The sequence below is a fragment of the Pseudomonas sp. Choline-02u-1 genome (assembly GCF_002836515.1).
Taxonomy (GTDB): domain Bacteria; phylum Pseudomonadota; class Gammaproteobacteria; order Pseudomonadales; family Pseudomonadaceae; genus Aquipseudomonas.
This window is the reverse complement of record NZ_PJBC01000002.1, coordinates 1-17990: the sequence shown is the minus strand read 5'-3', so window position 1 is coordinate 17990 and position 17990 is coordinate 1. Positions and strand designations below refer to the sequence as shown.

General features: G+C 60.6%; 15 protein-coding genes. 5 read left to right on the top strand and 10 right to left on the bottom strand.

All coding sequences use genetic code 11. From position 1 onward, the window contains the following. Window positions 1-139: 139 nt before the first annotated feature. The 9 genes from CXF97_RS01210 to mtnA all read right to left on the bottom strand — a co-directional run bounded on the left by CXF97_RS01210 (window position 140) and on the right by mtnA (window position 13041). The gene (locus tag CXF97_RS01210) at window positions 140-418 is read right to left on the bottom strand and encodes a hypothetical protein (RefSeq protein ID WP_101155395.1); all 279 of its coding nucleotides are present in this window, start codon (window positions 416-418) and stop codon (window positions 140-142) included. 192 nt (window positions 419-610) lie between these two features. Beyond that, complete coding sequence (rpsA, locus tag CXF97_RS01205; RefSeq protein ID WP_016770920.1) at window positions 611-2296, bottom strand: 30S ribosomal protein S1; 1686 nt, start codon at window positions 2294-2296, stop codon at window positions 611-613. Window positions 2297-2415: 119 nt separating this feature from the next. Further along, entirely contained in the window at window positions 2416-3105 is a 690-nt protein-coding gene (cmk, locus tag CXF97_RS01200; protein ID WP_024013869.1) for a (d)CMP kinase, read from the bottom strand. Continuing rightward, complete coding sequence (locus tag CXF97_RS01195; RefSeq protein WP_256589668.1) at window positions 3102-5309, bottom strand: bifunctional prephenate dehydrogenase/3-phosphoshikimate 1-carboxyvinyltransferase; 2208 nt, start codon at window positions 5307-5309, stop codon at window positions 3102-3104. The genes cmk and CXF97_RS01195 overlap by 4 nt, the downstream gene beginning before the upstream one ends. Before the next feature lie 28 nt (window positions 5310-5337). Further along, window positions 5338-6450 (bottom strand): histidinol-phosphate transaminase, encoded by a 1113-nt coding sequence (hisC, locus tag CXF97_RS01190; protein WP_016770923.1) that lies wholly within the window; start codon window positions 6448-6450, stop codon window positions 5338-5340. 12 nt (window positions 6451-6462) lie between these two features. Beyond that, window positions 6463-7557: a prephenate dehydratase gene (gene pheA / locus CXF97_RS01185; RefSeq protein WP_016770924.1), complete on the bottom strand. Its 1095-nt coding sequence runs from the start codon at window positions 7555-7557 to the stop codon at window positions 6463-6465. Continuing rightward, entirely contained in the window at window positions 7557-8642 is a 1086-nt protein-coding gene (gene serC, locus CXF97_RS01180; RefSeq protein ID WP_101155391.1) for a 3-phosphoserine/phosphohydroxythreonine transaminase, read from the bottom strand. The genes pheA and serC overlap by 1 nt, the downstream gene beginning before the upstream one ends. A 230-nt stretch (window positions 8643-8872) precedes the next feature. Continuing rightward, a complete protein-coding gene (gene gyrA, locus CXF97_RS01170) occupies window positions 8873-11530 on the bottom strand; it encodes a DNA gyrase subunit A (protein ID WP_101155389.1) in 2658 nt (885 codons plus the stop codon). Window positions 11531-11964: 434 nt separating this feature from the next. Further along, window positions 11965-13041, bottom strand: a complete 1077-nt coding sequence (gene mtnA, locus CXF97_RS01165) for an S-methyl-5-thioribose-1-phosphate isomerase (protein WP_039760044.1) — start codon at window positions 13039-13041, stop codon at window positions 11965-11967. Between the two features lie 108 nt (window positions 13042-13149). Here mtnA and CXF97_RS01160 point away from each other — a divergent pair, with 108 nt between their 5' ends. The 4 genes from CXF97_RS01160 to CXF97_RS01145 are packed head-to-tail and all read left to right on the top strand — an operon-like array spanning window position 13150 to window position 16686. Beyond that, window positions 13150-14484 (top strand): TRZ/ATZ family hydrolase, encoded by a 1335-nt coding sequence (locus tag CXF97_RS01160; RefSeq protein ID WP_101155388.1) that lies wholly within the window; start codon window positions 13150-13152, stop codon window positions 14482-14484. A gap of 58 nt (window positions 14485-14542) precedes the next feature. Further along, window positions 14543-15241 carry a bifunctional 2-polyprenyl-6-hydroxyphenol methylase/3-demethylubiquinol 3-O-methyltransferase UbiG gene (gene ubiG, locus CXF97_RS01155; protein WP_007908399.1) on the top strand — a complete coding sequence of 233 codons (699 nt, stop codon included), beginning with the start codon at window positions 14543-14545 and terminating at the stop codon, window positions 15239-15241. Between the two features lie 4 nt (window positions 15242-15245). Continuing rightward, window positions 15246-15917: an N-acetylmuramic acid 6-phosphate phosphatase MupP gene (mupP, locus tag CXF97_RS01150; RefSeq protein ID WP_016770929.1), complete on the top strand. Its 672-nt coding sequence runs from the start codon at window positions 15246-15248 to the stop codon at window positions 15915-15917. Window positions 15918-15945: 28 nt separating this feature from the next. Then, window positions 15946-16686 (top strand): YciK family oxidoreductase, encoded by a 741-nt coding sequence (locus tag CXF97_RS01145; RefSeq protein WP_101155386.1) that lies wholly within the window; start codon window positions 15946-15948, stop codon window positions 16684-16686. Here CXF97_RS01145 and CXF97_RS27885 read toward each other — a convergent pair. Next, a complete protein-coding gene (locus tag CXF97_RS27885) occupies window positions 16673-16891 on the bottom strand; it encodes a hypothetical protein (protein WP_157830849.1) in 219 nt (72 codons plus the stop codon). The genes CXF97_RS01145 and CXF97_RS27885 overlap by 14 nt on opposite strands. Window positions 16892-17047: 156 nt before the next feature. Between CXF97_RS27885 and CXF97_RS01140 the strand changes: the two genes are divergently transcribed. Further along, window positions 17048-17974, top strand: a complete 927-nt coding sequence (locus CXF97_RS01140) for a GGDEF domain-containing protein (RefSeq protein ID WP_101155384.1) — start codon at window positions 17048-17050, stop codon at window positions 17972-17974. The last annotated feature ends 16 nt before the right edge of the window (window positions 17975-17990 follow it).

Sequence of the window (17990 nt, the reverse complement as noted above, 5' to 3'; positions counted from 1 at the left end):
TTTCAAGCAGCTAGATCAGCGCTTGAAAGGTTTTAGCATGCCCGGGAGATTTTGAACAGCCCAGGGATTGACATATCTTTCCTGTCGTCAAAACGCACATTTTCAGGGCACTTCATTGGCGAGTCGGATAGCCGCTGTCCTAACGACACATCACTAACATGGTCCGGGTTACGAAGCCTGCGGGATTGAAGCCGAACGGATAGTCGTCTTCATCTTTCGCATCATCCGACCGAGTGATGACCTTGTAGCCCTTGCCTTTGCACTCCTTCGCTGCACGCTTCTGGCACTTTTCCCAGCCGGAGCCCAGCCCGGAACAGTCGACCTCGATACCACTGACGCCGCGCACCGCATGGGTTTTCGCACTGGTGGTGCACCCTGCGAGCGCCAAGACCACTGCAACAACAAGTAACTTGTTCATCCACTTCCTTATGCCAGGCAAGCCTGGCGACTAATGCTCAAGACCAAGCTTAGTCGCGAATAGGCGATTGATCAGATTAAAGAAACAGACCCGCAAGCGAAGCCATTGGTTTCATGCACGAACGTACAAGAGGCAAATCGCAGGCACAAAAAAGGGCGACCGAAGTCGCCCTTTTTAATGATCAAGCAGAACTCAGTTCTGTTTGGCCATTGCTTGACGCAGCAGTGCCGCCATAGTGGTGTCAGCTGCTTCGCCTTCCGGAGCTGCTTTCAGGCTCTGGATGGCTTCTTTCTCTTCAGCATCGTCTTTCGACTTGATCGAGAGCTGGATTACGCGGCTCTTGCGATCAACGCTGATGATCTTGGCTTCAACTTCCTGGCCTTCTTTCAGAACGTTGCGCGCGTCTTCAACGCGGTCACGGCTGATTTCGGAGGCTTTCAGGGTAGCTTCGATGTCGTCGGCCAGAACGATGATGGCGCCTTTGGCGTCAACTTCTTTCACGGTACCGGTCACGATAGCGCCCTTATCGTTAACCGAGACGTACTCGGAGAACGGATCGCTTTCCAGTTGCTTGATGCCCAGGGAGATGCGCTCGCGCTCTGGGTCAACCGACAGGATGACGGTGTCCAGCTCGTCGCCCTTCTTGAAGCGACGTACGGCTTCTTCGCCCACTTCGTTCCAGGAGATGTCGGACAGGTGAACCAGACCGTCGATGCCGCCGTCCAGACCAATGAAGATACCGAAATCGGTGATCGACTTGATGGTGCCGGAGATCTTGTCGCCCTTGTTGAACTGGCCAGAGAAGTCTTCCCATGGGTTCGACTTGCACTGCTTGATGCCCAGGGAGATACGACGACGCTCTTCGTCGATGTCCAGAACCATGACTTCCACTTCGTCGCCGACTTGTACGACTTTCGAAGGGTGGATGTTCTTGTTGGTCCAGTCCATTTCCGAAACGTGTACCAGACCTTCAACGCCTTCTTCCAGCTCAGCGAAGCAGCCGTAGTCGGTCAGGTTGGTTACACGAGCGGTAACGCGAGTACCTTCTGGGTAACGGGCTTTGATAGCAACCCATGGATCTTCGCCCAGTTGCTTCAGGCCCAGGGAAACACGGTTGCGTTCGCGATCGTACTTCAGAACCTTGACGTCGATTTCGTCACCAACGTTGACGATCTCGGAAGGATGCTTGATGCGCTTCCAAGCCATGTCGGTGATGTGCAGCAGGCCGTCCACGCCACCCAGATCGACGAATGCGCCGTAATCGGTGAGGTTTTTGACGATACCTTTGACTTGCTGGCCTTCCTGCAGGGATTCCAGCAGAGCTTCACGCTCGGCGGAGTTCTCGGCTTCGAGGACGCTACGACGGGAAACGACAACGTTGTTGCGCTTCTGGTCCAGCTTGATGACCTTGAATTCCAGCTCTTTGCCTTCCAGGTGCGTGGTGTCGCGCACTGGACGGACGTCAACCAGGGAACCTGGCAGGAACGCACGGATGCCGTTAACGTCGACAGTGAAGCCGCCTTTAACCTTACCGTTGATAACGCCCTTGACCACTTCCTCGGCTGCGAAGGCTGCTTCCAGAACGATCCAGCATTCAGCGCGCTTGGCTTTTTCACGGGACAGCTTGGTTTCGCCAAAGCCGTCTTCAACCGAATCCAGAGCAACGTGAACTTCATCACCAACGTTGATGTTCAGTTCGCCAGCATCGTTGTAGAACTGCTCAAGCGGGATGAGTGCTTCAGACTTCAGACCAGCGTGAACGGTTACCCAGCGAGCCTGGTAATCGATATCAACGATAACACCGGTGATGATGGAGCCTGCCTGAAGGTTCAGGGTTTTCAGGCTTTCTTCAAAGAGTTCCGCAAAGCTTTCGCTCATTTTAATTCCTGTAGATGAGGGCGAAGAAAACGCCCATCTCCACACCCCAGACGGTGTGGGTTAGTTTCATTTAAAAGAAGCACCGCAGGACTATGACTGGTCCCCTGTGGCCCTCTTGGTCACCCGGCGATATCGCGAATGGCGATCTCGCTCATGATGCGTTCAAGCACCTGATCGATGGAAAGCTCCGTGGAATCCAGCTGAATCGCGTCGGCCGCCGGCTTGAGCGGGGCTACTGCGCGCTGGGTGTCACGCTCATCGCGCGCACGGATCTCATCTAGCAGACTCGACAGACTAACACCCTCGACTTTGCCCTTCAACTGCAAATATCGACGGCGCGCCCGCTCCTCGGCACTGGCGGTGAGGAAAATCTTCAGCGGTGCGTCCGGAAAAACCACCGTGCCCATGTCGCGACCGTCGGCCACCAGGCCCGGCGCTTCCTGGAACGCGCGCTGGCGCTGCAGCAGCGCCTCGCGCACGGCGGGCAGCGCAGCCACTTGCGAAGCGCCGGAACCGACACTTTCGGTGCGGATGACATCACTGACTTCGTCGCCTTCCAGAATGATCCGCTGCAGCTGACCTTCGGTCGCCGCGATGAACTGCACATCCAGATGAGCGGCCAATGTCTTCAGCAACTCTTCATTGGTCAGATCGACGCCATGGTTGTGCGCAGCAAACGCGAGCAATCGATAAAGCGCACCGGAATCCAGCAGGTTCCAGCCCAGACGCTTGGCCAGAATCCCGGCGACCGTGCCCTTGCCGGAGCCGCTTGGCCCATCGATGGTGATGACCGGTGCAATGTTTTTCACGACTGAGCCTCTTGTGCCACACGAATGCCGACTTGCCCGCACAGCGCGAGGAAGTTGGGGAACGAGGTCGCGACGTTGGCGCAATCATGGATGCGGATCGGTGCGTTAGCGCGCAACGAGGCGACGCTGAAAGCCATGGCGATACGGTGGTCGCCGTGACCGTGCACTTCCCCGCCGCCGATCTGGCCGCCGTCGATGATGATGCCGTCCGGAGTCGGTTCGCATTTGACGCCTAGCGCCAGCAAGCCGTCCGCCATGACCTGAATCCGGTCGGATTCCTTGACCCGCAGCTCTTCAGCGCCGGTCAGCACGGTACGCCCTTCGGCACACGCAGCCGCAACGAACAGTACCGGGAATTCGTCGATGGCCAGGGGCACCAGTTCTTCCGGAATCTCGATACCTTTGAGTCTAGCTGCCCGTACGCGCAAGTCAGCCACCGGCTCGCCGCCAACCTCGCGCTGGTTTTCCAGAGTGATGTCAGCGCCCATCAGGCGCAGGATGTCGATGACGCCAGTACGGGTCGGATTGATGCCGACGTGCTCGAGCACCAGCTCCGAACCCGCGGCAATCGAAGCTGCGACCAGGAAGAACGCCGACGACGAGATATCGCCCGGCACTTCGATGTGGGTCGCGGTGAGCTTGCCGCCAGACTCGACCGAAGCCGTGGCGCCGTCGACACTGACCGGGTACCCGAAGCCACGCAGCATGCGTTCGGTGTGGTCGCGGGTCGGTGCCGGCTCGGTCACGGTGGTCTTGCCTTCGGCGTAGAGACCGGCGAGCAGCAGGCAGGATTTCACCTGGGCGCTGGCCATCGGCATGGTGTAAGTCAGGCCCTTGAGCTTGTGGCCACCGCGAATGGTCATCGGCGGACGACCTTCGGCGGCGGTCTCGATCACGGCGCCCATTTCCCGCAGCGGATTGGCCACGCGGTTCATCGGGCGCTTCGAAAGCGAGGCATCACCCGTCAGGACACTGTCGAAGTTCTGCGCAGCCAACAGGCCGGAAAGCAGACGCATCGAAGTGCCGGAATTACCCAGATAGATCGGGCCCGGCGCAGGTTTCAGGCCGTGCAGACCGACACCATGGATGGTCACGCGGCCGTGGTGTGGGCCTTCGATAACCACGCCCATGTCGCGAAACGCCTGCAAGGTCGCCAGGGCGTCTTCGCCCTCGAGGAAGCCTTCGACCTCGGTGACGCCTTCGGCCAGCGAGCCGAGCATGATCGAACGGTGGGAAATCGATTTGTCACCCGGTACGCGAATCCGACCGGACAGGCGGCCACCAGGTTGAGCCAGGAAGATCAGATCGTTGGAATTCATAGCGTCCACATAGGCCCTGCGGGCCAGGATTTTACTGAAATGCTCGCGGGCAACCCGGGCGCGCGTGAAAACGCCCAACAATTGGTGCCCATCCCCTGCATCGACCGCGTCGCGCAAGGCGTCGAGGTCGCTGCGAAATGTATCGAGTGTGCGCAGGACAGCCTCGCGGTTGGCGAGGAAGATGTCGTGCCACATCACCGGGTCGCTTCCGGCGATTCTTGTGAAATCGCGAAAACCACCGGCAGCGTAACGGAAGATCTCCAGATTTTCATTGCGCTTGGCCAACGAATCGACCAGACCGAAGGCCAGCAGGTGCGGCAGATGACTGGTCGCGGCCAGCACTTCGTCGTGCCGCTCGACCTGCATGTGCTCGACATCGGCGCCCAGTTCGCGCCACAGGCGATCGACCACCGCCAGCGCGGCAGGATCGGTTTGCTCCAGCGGCGTCAGGATCACCTTGTGCCGGCGGAACAGCTCGGCGTTGGAGGCTTCCACCCCGCTCTGCTCGGAACCTGCAATCGGGTGCCCCGGGACGAAACGCGCCGGCATGCCGCCGAACGCTTCGGTCGCGGCGCGCACGACGTTGCCTTTGGCGCTGCCGACATCCGTAAGAATCGCCTGCCCCAGATCCATACCCGCCAGACGCGCGAGCAGTTTTTCCATGGCCAGAATCGGCACCGCCAGCTGAATCACATCGGCACCGATGCAAGCTGCGGCCAAATCGTCTTCACAGCGATCAACCACACCCAACTCGACAGCCAGTTTGCGCGATTGCGGATCCAGATCGACGCCGACCACTTCACGGCACAGGCCGCTTTCACGCAAACCCTTGGCAAACGAACCACCGATCAACCCCAGACCGACCACCACAAGGCGACCGATCATAGGTGCAGCAGGTTGCAGCGCAGTGACATCAACCACGAGCCAGAACCTTGCGCAGCGCCTCGAGGAAACGGCTGTTTTCTGCTGGCAGACCGATGGTCACGCGCAAGTGGTTCGGCATGCCGTAATTGGCCACCGGACGCACGATCACGCCCTCGCGCAGCAGGCCCTGAAAAATCGGCGCCGCGACCTGGCCAAGATCGACGCAGATGAAGTTGCCTTTGGACTCGATCCAGCCCAACCCCAGCTCGCGGAAACCCGCCTGCAACTGCTGCATGCCGGATTCGTTGAGCTGACGGCTTTGCGCCAGATATTCCTCGTCCTTCAGCGCCGCACACGCCGCCGCCAGCGCGAGGCTGTTGACGTTGAATGGCTGACGAACGCGGTTCAGCACGTCCGCCACCACTGGCGTCGACAAGCCATAACCGACGCGCAGCGCCGCCAGACCATAGGCCTTGGAGAAGGTGCGCGACACCAGCAGGTTCGGGTAGGCCGCGAGGAAGTCGAGACCGTCCGGCAAATCGCTGCCTTCGGCGTACTCGATATAAGCCTCGTCGAGCACCACCAGCACATGCTCGGGAACGTCCTGCAGGAATTCGTCCAGCGCTTCGGCGCCGAACCAGGTGCCAGTCGGGTTGTTCGGGTTGGCAATGAAGACCACGCGGGTGTTGGCATCGATTGCCGCGAGCATTGCTGGCAGATCGTGCCCCCAATCCTTGGCCGGAACCACTTTGGCTTGCGCGCCGACCGCTTGAGTCGCGATCGGATATACCGCGAAAGCGTGCTCGCTGAACACGGCATTCAGGCCCGGCGCCAGATAGGCACGGGCGACCAGCTCAAGAATGTCGTTGGAGCCATTGCCCAGCGTGACCTGATTCAGCTCGACGCGGCACTGTTCGGCGAGCAGCGATTTCAGGGCGAAACCATTGCCGTCCGGGTAGCGGGTCAGCTCAGCCAGCTCTTCGCGAATCGCCGCCAAGGCTTTTGGGCTGGCGCCCAGCGGATTTTCGTTGCTCGCCAGTTTGACGATTTTTGCCGGATCCAGATCCAGCTCGCGCGCCAGTTCGTCCACGGGCTTGCCCGGAACGTACGGCGAAAGTTGTTGCACGCCCGGCTGTGCCAGAGCGAGGAAGTTGCCACTCATTTGCTACCGCCCTTAGAGAACTGCTTTCGGGTAGGAACCCAGCACTTTGAGTGCTACTGCTTCCTGACTGATCTTTTCCAGCACACCTTTGATCAACGGATCGCGGTGGTGGCCGACGAAGTCGATGAAGAACACGTACGTCCATTTGCCGCTGCGCGACGGACGGGTTTCGATGCGGGTCAGGTCGATGCCATTGTCGTGGAACGGCACCAGCAGCTCGTGCAGCGCGCCGGGTTTGTTGCTCATGGACACGATGATCGAGGTCTTGTCGTCACCGGTCGGCGGCACTTCCTGGTTACCGATCATCAGGAAGCGCGTGGAGTTGTCCGGGCGATCCTCGATTTTCTCGGCCAGTCGCGTCAGACCATACAGGCCCGCCGCCATGTCGCCAGCAATCGCCGCCGAATTCCACTCGCCCTTGACCCGTTTGGCCGCTTCGGCGTTGCTCGACACCGCGACGCGCTCGACATTCGGGTAATGCGCGTCCAGCCACTTTCGGCACTGGGCCAGCGACTGCGCGTGGGAATAGATGCGGCTGATACTGTCGGTCTTGGTGTTTTCGCCGACCAACAGGTGATGGTGGATGCGCAGCTCGACTTCGCCGCAGATCACCATGTCGTGTTCGAGGAAGCTGTCCAGCGTGTGGTTGACCGCACCTTCGGTGGAGTTTTCGACCGGCACTACGCCGAAATTCACCGCACCGGCCGCCACTTCGCGGAACACTTCGTCGATCGCCGCCATCGGCTTGCTGATCACCGCGTGGCCGAAATGCTTCATCGCTGCCGCTTGAGTGAAGGTGCCTTCAGGGCCGAGGTAAGCCACTTTCAGCGGCTGCTCCAGCGCCAGGCACGACGACATGATTTCGCGGAACAGCCGCGCCATCTCCTCGTTGCCCAGCGGCCCCTGATTGCGCTCCATCACCCGCTTGAGCACCTGAGCTTCGCGCTCGGGACGGTAGAACACCGGCACTTCGCCTTCGGCCAGCGAGGCCATCTTCACGCGGGCGACTTCCTGGGCGCAACGCGCACGCTCACTGATCAGCTCGAGGACTTTGGTGTCCAGAGCGTCAATGCGAACGCGCAGTGCCTTGAGTTCTTGCTCGGACATCAGCCGTGTTCCTTCTCGAATTCCGCCATGTAGGCCACCAGCGCGTTGACCGCGGTGATGTCGACGGCGTTGTAGATGGAGGCGCGCATGCCGCCCACCGAGCGGTGGCCTTTGAGGTTGAGCAGACCGCGCTCGTCGGCACCGGCGAGGAACGGCTTGTCCAGACGATCGTCAGCCAGACGGAACGGTACGTTCATCCACGAGCGATCCGACTTGTTGATCGGGTTGCTGTAGAGGCCGCTGGCGTCGATGAAGTCGTAAAGGGTGCGTTGCTTGACGTCGTTGAGTTTGGCGATCGCTTCGACACCGCCCTGCTCTTTCAGCCACTGGAACACCAGACCGGACAAGTACCAGGCCAGGGTCGGCGGGGTGTTGTACATCGAGCCGTTATCGGCCGCGACCTTGTAGTTGAGCATGGTCGGGCACAGCGAGCGGGCCTTGCCGAGCAGGTCTTCGCGGATGATGTTGACGACGATGCCGCTCGGGCCGATGTTCTTCTGCGCGCCGGCGTAGATCATGCCGAAACGCGAGATGTCGACCGGGCGCGAGAGGATGTCGGAAGACATGTCGGCCACCAGCGGCACGTCACCGGTTTGCGGGATCCACTGGAATTCCAGGCCGCCGATGGTTTCGTTCGGCGCGTAGTGAACGTAAGCGGCGTCTTTGGACAGACTCCACTCGTTCTGGCCAGGAATGGCGAAATAGTCGTAAGGCTTGGCGGTGGCGGCAACGTTGACGTGACCGTAGCGCGAGGCTTCTTCGATGGCTTTCTGCGACCAGATACCGGTGTCGATGTAGTCGGCCGAGCCGCCCTCAGGCAACAGGTTCAGCGGGATCTGTGCGAACTGCTGGCTGGCGCCGCCCTGCAGAAACAGCACTTTGTAGTTCGACGGGATATTCAGCAGGTCACGCAGATCCTGCTCGGCCTGGGTGGCGATGGACACGAACTCATCACTGCGATGGCTCATTTCCATGACCGACAGACCCTTGCCGTGCCAATCAAGGAGTTCACCCTGGGCGCGCTGCAGGACAGCTTCAGGCAGCGCCGCCGGACCGGCGCAGAAGTTATAGGCTCGCTTGCTCACATCCAATCTCGCTCTGATTTGGTGGTAACGCATTACATCATCAGCCAACACGGATTCAATGCGGGAGCGGGCTTGCTCGCGAAAGCGGTAGATCAGGCGACATCGTCATCGGATGTCAGTCCGTCTTCGCGAGCAAGCCCGCTCCCACACCGAGTCCTGTGGGTGATTCAAATTTCAAACAGGACAAATAACAAGGGGGCGAATTCTCATCCGCCCCCTTGTTTGCCCGCTTATTCCTGCGGCTCTTCGTCAGCTGCGGCGTCGAGTTGCTGGTCGTCTGCGGCGGCGTCGTCGATACCGAGGGTGCCTGCGAACTCCTCGCCCTCTTCACCTTCGAGCTCTTCTCCTTCGATTTCCGAAGGCTCCTGAACCCGCTCCAGCCCGACCAGCGTTTCATCCTTGGCCAGTTTGATCAGCGTTACACCCTGGGTGTTACGGCCCAGGCTCGACACTTCGTCGACACGGGTACGCACCAGGGTGCCCTGATCGGAGATCAGCATGATTTCTTCACCGTCGAGCACCTGCACCGCACCGACCAGACGACCGTTACGCTCGTTGCTGACCATGGCGATCACGCCCTGACCGCCACGCTTGTACTCAGGGAACTCGGTGATCGCGGTGCGCTTGCCATAACCACGCGCCGAAGCGGTGAGGATCTGGCTGCCTTCTTCCGGGATCAGCATGGAAATCAGCTTCTGCCCTTCCGGCAGACGCATGCCGCGCACGCCGCGAGCGGTACGGCCCATGGCACGTACGTCGGACTCTTTGAAGCGGGTGACCTTGCCACCGTCGGAGAACAGCATCACTTCACGCTCGCCATCGGTAATGGCCGCGGAGATCAGCACATCGCCTTCGTCCAGCTCCAGCGCGATCAGGCCAACGCTGCGCTGACGGCTGAAGGATTCCAGCGGGGTCTTCTTCACGGTGCCGTTGGCGGTGGCCATGAAGATGTAGTGACCTTCGGTGTATTCCTCGACCGGCAGCATGGTGGTGATGTATTCACCGTCATCCAGCGGCAGCAGGTTGACCAGCGGACGGCCACGGGCCGCGCGGGAGGCTTCCGGAATCTCGTAGGTCTTGAGCCAGTACACCTTGCCCTTGCTGGAGAACAGCAGCAGCGTGGTGTGGCTGTTGGCGACCAGCAGGTGAGCGATGTAGTCCTCGTCCTTGACGCCGGTAGCCGATTTGCCTTTGCCGCCACGACGCTGAGCCTGGTACGCAGCCAGCGGCTGGGTCTTGGCGTAGCCACCGTGGGAGATGGTCACGACGCGTTCTTCTTCCGGGATCATGTCACCCAGGGTCAGGTCGAGACGGGCATCGAGAATTTCGGTGCGGCGCACGTCGCCGTATTCGGCGCGGATCACTTCCAGCTCTTCGCGGATCACTTCCATCAGGCGCACGGCGCTGTTGAGAATGCGGATCAGCTCGCCGATCTGGTTGAGGATCTCCTGGTACTCGGCCAGCAGCTTCTCGTGCTCCAGACCGGTCAGACGGTGCAGGCGCAGTTCAAGAATCGCTTGTGCCTGTTCTGGCGAGAGGAAGTACTTGCCTTCGCGCAGACCGTATTGCGGATCGAGGTTTTCCGGACGGCACGAATCGGCACCGGCACGTTCAACCATCGCCACCACGGCGGAGGACTCCCAAGGCGTGCTGATCAGCGCTTCCTTGGCTTCCGACGGCGTTGGCGAAGCCTTGATCAGAGCGATGACCGGGTCGATGTTCGACAGGGCAACGGCCTGGCCTTCGAGAATGTGCCCACGCTCGCGCGCCTTGCGCAGTTCGAACACGGTACGGCGGGTAACCACTTCGCGACGGTGACGGACGAAGGCTTCCAGCAGATCCTTGAGGTTGAGGATGCGCGGGCGGCCGTCGATCAGCGCGACGATGTTGATACCGAACACCGATTGCAGCTGGGTCTGGGCGTAGAGGTTGTTGAGGATCACCTCAGGTACTTCGCCGCGACGCAGTTCGATCACGACGCGCATACCGTCCTTGTCGGACTCGTCGCGCAGCTCGGTGATGCCTTCGAGCTTCTTCTCCTTGACCAGCTCGGCGATCTTCTCGATCAGACGCGCCTTGTTCAGCTGGTAAGGCAGTTCAGTGATGACGATCTGCTGACGGCCACCGACCTTGTCGATGTCTTCGATGATCGAGCGGGCACGCATGTAAATGCGCCCGCGACCGGTGCGGTAGGCTTCGATGATGCCGGCGCGACCGTTGATGATCGCCGCAGTCGGGAAGTCCGGACCGGGAATGTATTGCATCAGCTCATCGACGGTCAGCTCGGGGTTGTCGATGAGGGCCAGGCAACCGTCGATGACTTCACCGAGGTTGTGCGGCGGGATGTTGGTCGCCATGCCTACGGCGATACCGCTGGAACCGTTGACCAGCAGGTTCGGTACGCGGGTCGGCATGACCGCCGGGATCAGTTCGGTGCCGTCGTAGTTCGGCACCCAGTCCACGGTTTCCTTGTGCAGGTCGGCCAGCAGCTCGTGCGCCAGCTTGGTCATGCGCACTTCGGTGTATCGCATGGCCGCGGCGTTGTCGCCGTCGACCGAACCGAAGTTGCCCTGGCCGTCGACCAGCAGGTAGCGCAGGGAGAAAGGCTGGGCCATACGAACGATGGTGTCGTACACGGCAGTGTCACCGTGCGGGTGATACTTACCGATCACGTCGCCGACGACACGGGCAGATTTCTTGTACGGCTTGTTGTAGTCGTTGCCCAGCTCGCTCATCGCGAACAGTACGCGACGGTGCACGGGCTTGAGGCCATCGCGCGCATCCGGCAGTGCACGGCCGACGATCACGCTCATCGCGTAGTCGAGGTAGGACTGTTTCAGCTCGTCTTCGATATTGACCGGGAGGATTTCTTTGGCCAGTTCGCCCATGAGAAGCCTGATTCCTTTTTCTGGTGAAACTTCGTCATGTCCATGTGGGAGCAACGAAGCTCGTCGGGGCCGGCCGAGTGCCATGCGCCGACTTACGACAAATCAACATTGGATCGCGGATTTGCGCAGTGAAGACAGCTCCGTGGAGCAGCCTCGGAAAACGCCGGATGTTATCACAAAGGCCGCCACGCACCTATCCCCCAGATGCGCATGGAGCATAGTTAGTTGACTGATGACAGGCTTGAGGGGGACGAGAGAGGCTCAGAGCTTCGTTGAATGCAGATTTGTGGCTTGGATTAGCGATGTTTATTGACTTTTAGGGGGACGCACACCTGTAGGAGCTGCCGAAGGCTGCGATCTTTTGATCCTGACCTCTAAAAAGCAAGATCAAAAGATCGCAGCCTTCGGCAGCTCCTACACTGAATATCACCGCATCAATGCAGGCGCTTGCGGCACATCAGCTGGGCCATTTTCGCGGTGTCCGGGCGTTCGACGATGCCTTTCTCGGTGACGATCGCATCGATGAGGTCAGCAGGCGTTACATCAAACACCGGGTTGAACGCCTCAACGTCCGCACCGACGCGCTTGCCGCCGACTTCCAGCAACTCGGCGCCATCACGCTCTTCGATCGGAATGTCATCGCCGCTGGCAAGATTCATGTCGATGGTCGAGCTCGGCGCGACGACCATGAAGCGCACGCCGTGGTGCATGGCGTTCACTGCCAGTTGATAGGTGCCGATCTTGTTGGCGACGTCGCCATTGGCGGTGATGCGGTCAGCGCCGACGATCACCCAGGTCACGCCTTTGGTTTTCATGATGTGCGCGGCGGCGGAGTCGGCGTTCAGGGTCACCGGGATGCCTTCGTTGGCCAGCTCCCATGCAGTCAGGCGCGAGCCCTGCAGCCACGGCCGGGTTTCGTCGGCGTAGACGCGTTCGACCATGCCTTCTATATAAGCCGCGCGGATCACGCCCAGCGCGGTGCCGAAACCGCCGGTGGCCAGCGCGCCCGTGTTGCAGTGAGTGAGAATCGCCTGAGCATTGCCCTGATGTTTGCGGATCAGGTCGACGCCGAGTTGCGCCATGGTCAGGTTGGCTTCGCGATCGCTTTCGTGAATGGCGACGGCTTCGGCTTCCAGCGCCGCCAGCGGATCGGCGTTGCTTTTCAGCCGATCCAGACGATCGTGCATGCGCCCCAGCGCCCAGAACAGATTCACTGCGGTCGGACGGGAATCGGCCAGCAAGGCGAAATCCTCTTCCAGCGCCGCGTACCAGTCGCCGCCCTCGGCAATCCGCGCTCGCGCCGCGAGGACGATGCCGTACGCTGCGCTGATGCCGATGGCCGGCGCGCCACGCACGACCATCGAGCGAATCGCCTCGGCCACGCCGGCGGCGCTGGTGTAAGCGATCCAGGTTTCCTCGAACGGCAAAATACGCTGATCCAGCAGGTGCAGCGCGCCATCACGCCAATCGATGGCCTTTACTTTCTCCGCAGCCAACAGTCGATCGCGCATCCCACACCCCGCACTCATGAACAAAAGCCGCCGATTATAGCGATCCCCCCGCGAAGACGCTCGGGTATACTTCGCCATCCTTTACAAAAGCACTGGAACCGACCCTCGATGCCGAAACCTGCCATTGCGCTCGACCTGTTATTGCTGCCGACCTGGCTGGTCCCCGTCGAACCTGCAGGCGTGGTACTCAAGGACCACGGTCTGGGCATCCGTGATGGTTGCATCGTGTTTATCGGCCCGCGCGCCGAAGCGCTGAAGTGTAACGCGACTGAAATCCGTGAATTGCCGGATGTGCTGCTCGCCCCCGGCCTGATCAACGCCCACGGCCACGCGGCGATGACGCTGTTCCGTGGCCTGGCCGATGACCTGCCGTTGATGACCTGGCTGGAAAATCATATCTGGCCGGCCGAGGGCAAATGGGTCGATGAAGCGTTCGTCCGCGACGGCACCGATCTGGCCATCGCCGAGCAGATCAAGGGCGGGATCACCTGTTTCTCGGACATGTACTTCTTCCCGAAAGTCGCCAGCGAGCGCGTGCACAACAGCGGCATCCGCGCGCAAATCGCCATTCCGATTCTCGATTTCCCGATCCCCGGCGCCAGCAGCGCCGACGAAGCCATTCGTCAGGGCGTCGAGCTGTTCGGCGATCTCAAGCACCACGAGCGCATCAAGATCACTTTCGGTCCTCATGCACCCTACACCGTCGGCGATGAGAACCTTGAGAAAATCAGGGTGATCGCCGAGGAGCTGGACGCCGCGATCCACATGCACGTGCACGAGACCGCTTTCGAAGTGCAGCAGGCCGTGGAGCAAACCGGCGAGCGGCCACTGGCGCGCCTCGCTCGTCTTGGCCTGCTCGGCCCGCGCTTCCAGGCCGTGCACATGACCCAGATCAGCGATGACGACCTGGCGCTGCTGGTAGAAAGCAACAGCAGCGTGATCCACTGCCCGGAATCCAATCTCAAACTGGCCAGCGGCTTCTGCCCGGTCGAGCGTTTGTGGCAGGCTGGGGTCAATGTGGCCGTCGGTACCGATGGCGCGGCGAGTAACAATGATCTTGATCTGCTCGGCGAAACCCGCACCGCCGCCCTGCTGGCCAAAGCTGTCGCCGGTTCCGCCACCGCGCTGGACGCCCATCGCGCCTTGCGCATGGCCACCCTCAATGGCGCGCGTGCGCTGGGGATCGAGGCGCAGGTCGGCTCGCTGGAGATCGGCAAAGCCGCGGACATCGTCGCCTTCGACCTGTCCGGCCTGGCGCAGCAACCGGTGTATGACCCGGTGTCGCAGCTGATCTACGCCACCGGTCGCGATTGCGTGAAACATCTGTGGGTCGCCGGCAAGCAACTGCTCGACGACCGACGCCTGACTCGCATGGACGAACAACAGCTGGGCGAGACCGCCCGCCACTGGGGCCAGCGCATCAGCGGCCACACCGAATCGTAAACACCGCGGCGCAATATTCGCGGCTACAGCCCTTTTCAGGTTTTTCGAGGAATTGAACATGAGCAACGTCGACCACGCCGAAATCGCCAAATTCGAGGCCCTGGCCCATCGCTGGTGGGACCGCGAAAGCGAATTCAAGCCGCTGCACGACATCAACCCGCTGCGCGTCAACTGGATTGACGAACGGGTCAATCTGGCCGGCAAGAAAGTCCTCGACGTCGGCTGCGGCGGCGGCATCCTCAGCGAGGCCATGGCTCAGCGCGGCGCCACGGTGATGGGTATCGACATGGGCGAAGCGCCGCTGGCGGTTGCACAACTGCATCAGCTGGAATCCGGGGTCAGCGTCGAATATCGCCAGATCACCGCCGAAGCCCTCGCCGAAGAAATGCCCGAGCAGTTCGACGTCGTAACCTGCCTGGAAATGCTCGAGCACGTGCCGGATCCATCCTCGGTGATCCGCGCCTGCTTCCGCATGGTCAAGCCGGGCGGCCAGGTGTTCTTCTCGACCATCAACCGCAATCCGAAGGCGTACCTGTTCGCAATCATCGGCGCCGAATACATCATGAAGCTGCTGCCGCGCGGCACTCACGATTTCAAGAAATTCATCCGCCCGTCCGAGCTCGGCGCCTGGAGCCGCATGGCCGGCCTGACCGTCAAGGACATCATCGGCCTGACCTACAACCCGCTGACCAAACACTACAAGCTGGCCAACGATGTTGACGTCAACTACATGATCCAGACCCTGCGCGAGGAATAAGCCGATGGCCATCAGAGCGGTACTTTTCGACATGGACGGCACGCTGCTCGACACCGCGCCGGACTTCATCGCCATCTGCCAGGCGATGCGCGCCGATCGTGGTTTGCCGCCGATCAACGACAAGCATATCCGCGACGAGATTTCCGGCGGCGCCAAGGCGATGGTTGCAGTGACGTTCTCGATGGACCCGGAATCGCCAGGCTTCGAAGAGCTGCGCCTGGAGTTTCTAGAGCGTTATCTGGTCGGTTGCGCGGTGCACAGCAAATTGTTCGACGGCATGGGCGAACTGCTCGCCGATATCGAGAAAGCCAACCTGATCTGGGGCGTGGTCACCAACAAACCGGTGCGTTTCGCCGAGCCGATCATGCAACGCCTGGGGCTGGCCGAGCGTTCGGCGCTGCTGATCTGCCCCGATCACGTGAAGAACAGCAAGCCGGATCCGGAGCCATTGATCCTCGCGTGCAAGATGCTTGATCTGGATCCGTCGACGGTACTGTTTATCGGCGATGATCTGCGCGATATCGAGTCGGGTCGCGACGCCGGCACCAAGACCGCTGCGGTGACCTACGGCTACATTCACCCCGACGACAACCCACGGCATTGGGGCGCGGACGTGGTGGTGGATCATCCGCTGGAGTTGCGCAAGGTGCTCGACAGCGCGCTGTGCAGCTGCTGATCAAAATCAAAAGGACTATGAGGGTTTTATGTTTGATTACACCGCTCGCCCTGAACTGCTGAAGGATCGGGTCATTCTGGTTACCGGTGCCGGGCGCGGCATCGGCGCGGCTGCGGCGAAAACCTATGCTGCTCACGGCGCGACCGTGTTGCTGCTGGGCAAGACCGAAGCCAACCTGACCGAGGTCTACGACGAAATCGAGGCCGCCGGCCATCCACAACCGGCGGTGATACCGTTCAACCTCGAGACCGCCCTGCCCCATCAGTACGATGAGCTGGCAGCGATGATCGAAACCGAGTTCGGCCACCTCGATGGCCTGTTGCACAACGCTTCGATCATCGGTCCGCGCACGCCAATCGAACAGCTCTCCGGCGAAAACTTCATGCGCGTGATGCAGGTCAACGTCAACGCAATGTTCATGCTGACCAGCACCCTGCTGCCACTGCTCAAGCTCTCGCAGGACGCCTCGGTGGTATTCACTTCCAGCAGCGTCGGGCGCAAGGGTCGTGCGTACTGGGGCGCGTATGGTGTGTCGAAGTTTGCCACCGAAGGCCTGATGCAAACCCTTGCCGACGAAGTCGAAGGCGTGGCGCCGGTGCGTTCCAACAGCATCAACCCCGGCGGCACCCGCACCAGCATGCGCGCTCAGGCGTATCCGGGGGAAAACCCGCTGAACAACCCGACGCCGCAGGAGATCATGCCGGTCTATCTGTACCTGATGGGCCCCGACAGTGCGGGCGTTAACGGCCAGGCTTTCAACGCCCAATAACGCCATACGTCGCATTTGTTGCCGCGGCAGAATGCTGTCGCGGCAAGTCATTGTTGATCATTAGCTTCGCGCCGCCGCCAATTATCCAGCGCGGCAGTTCCGCAGCCGCCAGCAAGTCATTGATTCGAAAAGCTTTAAATAAAATCGAACCGAATGGCACGTGTTTCGCTCTAAATTCCCTCAAAACATGCCGTGTGATGGCCATGGGGCAACGCCGATTTCGATAGCTGACTGATCGTCTTGCGGCAGACTAAACTTACGCCAAACGTCCTACGGGACTGATGGATCAGTACGACGCGCAGCCCATAGCCGCTCTCACCCAGCCTGTAAGACAGACTTACTGCTTAGGGGCTCACGCCATATGAAATCGCCTTCCCAGACCCATGCAATTGACTTTGACAGTGCCAAATTGCAGCGCCTGGGCTTCGGTCAACTGCCGGCGCGGATCGAGCGCCCGACCAGCCTGGCGCAACTTCGTCAGCAAATGAGCCTGCAGCTGCAAACCAGCCTTGAGCCACAACGCATCCTTGGCCTGTTCTTTCGTGAAATCCAACGCCTGGTGCCGCTGGATGCCCTCAGCTATGTGCATCAGGCCAGTGACCTGCGTCTGGAGTTCGGCACGCGCGGCCATCATCCGGTCAGCTACACCCTGAGCCACGAAGGTGAGCACATGGGCGAGCTGGTGTTTCGCCGCAATCAGCGTTTCAACGACAAGGAACAGGGCGAACTCGAGTCACTGCTGTCCTGCTTGCTGTACCCGATGCGCAACGCCCTGCTCTATCGCGCCGCAACCCAAAGCGCTTTGCGCGATCCTCTGACCGGCGCCGGCAACCGTGTGGCCATGGAGCAGACCTTGCAGCGCGAGATCGACATGTCGCGCCGGCATGCGCAGCCGCTGTCAGTGCTGATGCTCGACATCGACCACTTCAAACGGGTCAATGACGAACACGGTCATGGCGCTGGTGATGATGTGCTCAAAGCTATTGCAGCATCGATCAAGGCGCAGCTGCGCAACGTCGACATGGTGTTTCGTTATGGTGGCGAGGAGTTTCTGATCCTGCTCTCCAACACCGGACGCGAAGCAGCGGCGATGGTCGGTGAGCGTTTGCGCCAGGCGACGCAGTCAGAGGAATATTTTGCCGATGGCCGATTGATCGAGATCACCGTAAGCCTGGGATGCTCGACGCTGTTGCCGGGTGAGTCGGCGGACAGTTTGCTGCGCCGGGCCGACAGTGCGCTCTATGTTGCAAAGCGCGAGGGGCGTAATCGGCTGGCAATGGCTGGCTGAAAATAATCGTGGGAGC

What these genes read in the sequence shown, in the direction of transcription:
- pheA (WP_016770924.1), bottom strand. Translation starts at nt 7,557, where the DNA reads ATGTCCGAGCAAGAACTCAAGGCACTGCGCGTTCGCATTGACGCTCTG.
- CXF97_RS01160 (WP_101155388.1), top strand. Translation starts at nt 13,150, where the DNA reads ATGCCGAAACCTGCCATTGCGCTCGACCTGTTATTGCTGCCGACCTGG.
- CXF97_RS01195 (WP_256589668.1), bottom strand. Translation starts at nt 5,309, where the DNA reads ATGATCGGTCGCCTTGTGGTGGTCGGTCTGGGGTTGATCGGTGGTTCG.
- mupP (WP_016770929.1), top strand. Translation starts at nt 15,246, where the DNA reads ATGGCCATCAGAGCGGTACTTTTCGACATGGACGGCACGCTGCTCGAC.
- CXF97_RS01140 (WP_101155384.1), top strand. Translation starts at nt 17,048, where the DNA reads ATGAAATCGCCTTCCCAGACCCATGCAATTGACTTTGACAGTGCCAAA.
- CXF97_RS01210 (WP_101155395.1), bottom strand. Translation starts at nt 418, where the DNA reads ATGAACAAGTTACTTGTTGTTGCAGTGGTCTTGGCGCTCGCAGGGTGC.
- mtnA (WP_039760044.1), bottom strand. Translation starts at nt 13,041, where the DNA reads ATGCGCGATCGACTGTTGGCTGCGGAGAAAGTAAAGGCCATCGATTGG.
- hisC (WP_016770923.1), bottom strand. Translation starts at nt 6,450, where the DNA reads ATGAGTGGCAACTTCCTCGCTCTGGCACAGCCGGGCGTGCAACAACTT.
- gyrA (WP_101155389.1), bottom strand. Translation starts at nt 11,530, where the DNA reads ATGGGCGAACTGGCCAAAGAAATCCTCCCGGTCAATATCGAAGACGAG.
- rpsA (WP_016770920.1), bottom strand. Translation starts at nt 2,296, where the DNA reads ATGAGCGAAAGCTTTGCGGAACTCTTTGAAGAAAGCCTGAAAACCCTG.
- CXF97_RS27885 (WP_157830849.1), bottom strand. Translation starts at nt 16,891, where the DNA reads ATGGCCATCACACGGCATGTTTTGAGGGAATTTAGAGCGAAACACGTG.
- ubiG (WP_007908399.1), top strand. Translation starts at nt 14,543, where the DNA reads ATGAGCAACGTCGACCACGCCGAAATCGCCAAATTCGAGGCCCTGGCC.
- CXF97_RS01145 (WP_101155386.1), top strand. Translation starts at nt 15,946, where the DNA reads ATGTTTGATTACACCGCTCGCCCTGAACTGCTGAAGGATCGGGTCATT.